Annotated in this window: 2 protein-coding genes; both read left to right on the forward strand. The window is 52.8% G+C overall.

Features of this window, described 5'->3' with window-relative positions; genetic code table 11:
* On the forward strand, positions 1-259 hold a 259-nt coding region (locus tag BQ8482_RS38820; RefSeq protein WP_208867927.1), incomplete at its 5' end, for a hypothetical protein.
* Positions 260-371: 112 nt separating this feature from the next.
* A partial coding sequence (locus BQ8482_RS33270; protein WP_208867935.1) for a matrixin family metalloprotease occupies positions 372-4,109 on the forward strand: 3,738 nt, incomplete at its 3' end.

Genomic DNA, 4,109 nt, shown 5'->3' on the forward strand with positions numbered 1-4,109 from the left:
AACGAAACTGTTCGACTCGAACAATGATGGCAAGATTGGTTTCGGTTCCAACCACCTCCTCGATCTGTCGGGCGGGGTTGGCGGACCGGGCGACCCAGGCCTGCCGGGCGAGGTCGGCAACGTCGACATCAAGAACGCGACGGGCAACGCCGTCACGACGCTCGAATTTGACGGCCAGGTCGACCATGGCGGGGTCGATTACTACGTCTACTCGACCCTCGGCAGCGCAGCGGGCACGGGTGATCTGCTGTTCGCGTAAGTCAAGTCTGGGGACGTCTGATTGAGACCGTGGAGAAGTCAACGGCGCTGTTACCGTTGGGGTGGTCACAGATGGCCCAAGTCTATTTGTAGGACTTTGGGAGGAAACCGCGATGGTAATTCGAATTGGTACAGATGCGGATGAAACTCTGAATACCGATTTAGCCTCTCCCGCTGATGACTTCGTTTGGGGTGCCGGGGGTATCGATTTTATCCAGACATTCGATCTTGATGACGAAGCCCACGGCGGTCTAGGGAACGATTCTCTTCTAGGCGGCCCGGGCAATGATTGGCTTTACGGATACGGATCGCCAACGCCTCTTTTTTCGCTCTTTCTCCCGAGTGTTCAACTCGAAGCAGATGACACAATTAACAATGGCATAGGGCCTGACGGTGACATAACCTTCGGGGGCAACGATTTCATTACCGGTGGCGCTGGGAGTGATCACATCTATGGCGGCGGCGGAAATGACACGCTGTACGGCTCAATAGGTGCAAAGTCGCGCGGCTCAGGCGTTGATTTTCTGTACGGTGGTGCGGGTGACGATGTGCTCTATGGAGGAGACGGAAACGACTCCATCGATGGCGGGTCGAATGGATCGCAACTGACGACGCCGGTGGCCGGCTATGATTTTGATATTGTTCAATACACCGGTGCGTTTCCAGATTTACCGTCCGAACAACCATCTTATGTAATTACGTTCGATGGGACAAATTTCCAGTTTGCTGATAAACGGGACGGAACGATATCCGAGGGAACGGACAAGCTAATTAATGTTGAAGCCATTCAATTTCCTGACGATAACAATAAGTTCCTTCCCGTTTTTTTCAAATGGGGCGATGACCAACTCGGCACCTCGGGAGGAGAGGTAACCTGGAGCTACGATAATACAAATCTTGAGGAAATTCTTGCTGACGCGGCGCTGCCGGAAAATCGGGATCAAATTCTTGAGTTGATCAGAAACGCCTTTGCTGCCTGGCAGCTAGCGGCGAATATCACTTTCAAAGAGCTAACTGGGGCCGCTGCCGCGCAAGCAGACATAAAAATAGAATTTGACCCGGCGATATTTGACCCAAATGTCTTAGGTCAGACAAGCGTGGCCTCGTACGCTAATGTGAATACCCTCGATTCCCTTAAGTTAGCTTATAAAAGCAACAGCCTGGAATTAACGGACGATTCCTTCGACGTGAGCCTCAATGTCGACCTCGCGACGAGCGGCAGCAATTTTACGATTGACAGCAAATTAGCTGCCGTCGTGACGCATGAGATAGGGCACGCGATCGGCTTATATCACACGTCGACAAATGAGCCGTCTTTGATGATGGAATTTTATTCGACGGCAGATCACACGATAACCGACTTCGATAAATCTTATGCGGAATTGATGTATGGACCCGCAGGTCTAAGTGGAATTTCAGTTAGTATCGCCAATGCTCCACAGGTCACTGAGGGAACTGGGGGCGCGCCGACTAAACTCACGTTTGATGTGTTTCTCAACCGCGCATTCAATACCGGCGCTCTTGACATACTTCTTGAGGTGCAGCCAAGCGATTCATATCTATTGTATAAGAATGCGTTGACGGGAAAGGACTTTCTTGATGGACCACCGCTTATCCCACTGCACGTAACTTTCGGCCCTAACCAAACACACGCAAGCTTTACAGTGCTAGTTACACCTGATGGATTGATCGAGCCAACTGAGCAACTGTCAGTTAGACTGAGCGGCGTTGGGACAAATTCGACCGAAACCTTAGCGATTATTTCCCCCTTTACGGAGCTATCGACCGGCAAACCTGATGCGGTAGGCGTTGGAACGATTGTCGACGATGACGGCCCGTCAGTCCACGTAAATGCCAGCTTTAACTTGAGCATTGATGCCGAACTTCAGGCGCGACTTCAGGCGGATTTAGACGCCGCCGCGGGACGAATTCAGCAGGCCCTTGGAGCCAGCATATCGGTCCCCCAATTTGATATTTGGGTTAGCACAGGTTTGGTTGATCCGACTGACCTCGCGGGAGCTCAGCCGAAATCTATCCCAATAGTCGGAAAGAACCCTCTAGTAAAGGTACCGCAACTGCTGCTAGAGGAGCTCAATAATAAACAATTAAGCACAACAGACCCTAATGGTTTTGTAAATAATCCAGATGGGACGCTATTTCTGGACGTGGCTCGGGTTGAGAAGTGGTACTCTGGAAAGGCGGGTAATGACACGGGCGGCCAGGATGTAACAGAAATTCTTGCCCATGAGCTGCTACACATTATGGGACTGAGACCATCCGTTGAACCTCGAAAGACGCCCTTCGACTTGATGACAAAGGGTAATGCATTCACGGGGAAGAATGCTGTTGCTTCCAATGGTGGGCCTGTACCACTTGCCGCCGACGGGGAACATATAGCGAAATCTATCCCGGATCTTTTTAACAGTAGTTCTAACCCTCTTGATGTTTATCCCGTGTCCGAATTGGATGCGGCCATGTTGAAAGATCTAGGATACGGTGGAAATCCTTCGTGGACAACCCATGCGGTTGTTGTGAAGGGGTATATACAAGGCGCCACGGTATTTGCAGATTCTAATGAAAATAGCATCTTAGACACAGGAGAGTCATCCGCTCTAACATTGTCGGACGGAAGCTTCTTATTGCAGGAGTCTTCGTCGAGTTTGATAGCATTTGGAGGTAACAACAACTCGACTGACCTGCCGTTTAAGGGTCAGCTTTCGGCTCCCGCTGGGTACTCGGTCATCACCCCTCTGACCACACTCATTGCACGCCTTCAAGCCGAGGGAGTCTTGGCGCCAGAGCAGAAGGTATTGGCTTCGCTCGACCTATCTTCGACTATCGATTTGTCGTCCCTCGATCCGATTGCCGCGGCCAAAGCCGGCGATAATGCCGGTGGTTTGGCTGAAGTCGCCGCAGCAAAGGTCTACGACACGGTCTCGCTCATAGGCGCTGCTTTGTCCGGTGCTGGTGGAGAGCTTGGTGCGGGGTTGAAGGATGCCTTTTCTGCGATTGCGGAAGCAATCAAAGGCTCGGCACTGAACCTAACAGACCACGCCGCTGTCACGGTGCTGATCACGGGAGTTGCCCAAACCGAGCACGTCAATCTGACGCCTAGCTTCGTAAGCGACTTGGCGACAATGATCGTAGCGTTGAACAAGGCTTTGGACGACAAGGGTGCGACGGAGACGGGGCAGGCGCTGCTCGATGACACAGCTGCGATCGAATTGTTTTCTCAGGGCGCTGCATCGAACCTGATTCAATCGATGATCAAACACCCAGACTCGTTCCATGCATTCATAGACACCCTGACGCCAGACAGACTCGCCGCACTCATTGATAGCGCACGCACCCAGGTCGATCATTTGGGCGACAATCCCCCGCCGCTCGCGTTCGATGCGACGCAAGTCACCAATGAGGACACACCACTGCAGGGGTCTCTGGCCGCAATCGATCTCAACAACGATGCGCTAAGCTATGCCATCGTGGGTACCGCGCCTTCCGGCCTTACTCTCGCTGCGGACGGGACCTTTAGCTTCGATCCGAGCGGGCGATACGATTATCTCGGCGTCGGTCAATCGGCATCAGTAGCATTTCAATTCAAAGCCACTGATGGTCACGGCGATTCAAATGTCGCGTCAGAGACAATCGTTATCTCGGGGGTGGAGGAAGGACCTTCTGACTGCCCGATCATCGACCGTCCCGGGACGCAGGACGGATCGGCCTCGACCAACGATACGCTGACGGGGCCTCCCTACCACAACACCTTCTTCGTCGTGGAGGAAGGCACGAGCGGGCATGACCGCATCACCAACTTTGCCAAGGATGACGTTTTTGCCACGTCTAAGGCGCTG

It is taken from the genome of Mesorhizobium delmotii, assembly GCF_900149755.1.
Taxonomy (GTDB): domain Bacteria; phylum Pseudomonadota; class Alphaproteobacteria; order Rhizobiales; family Rhizobiaceae; genus Mesorhizobium; species Mesorhizobium delmotii.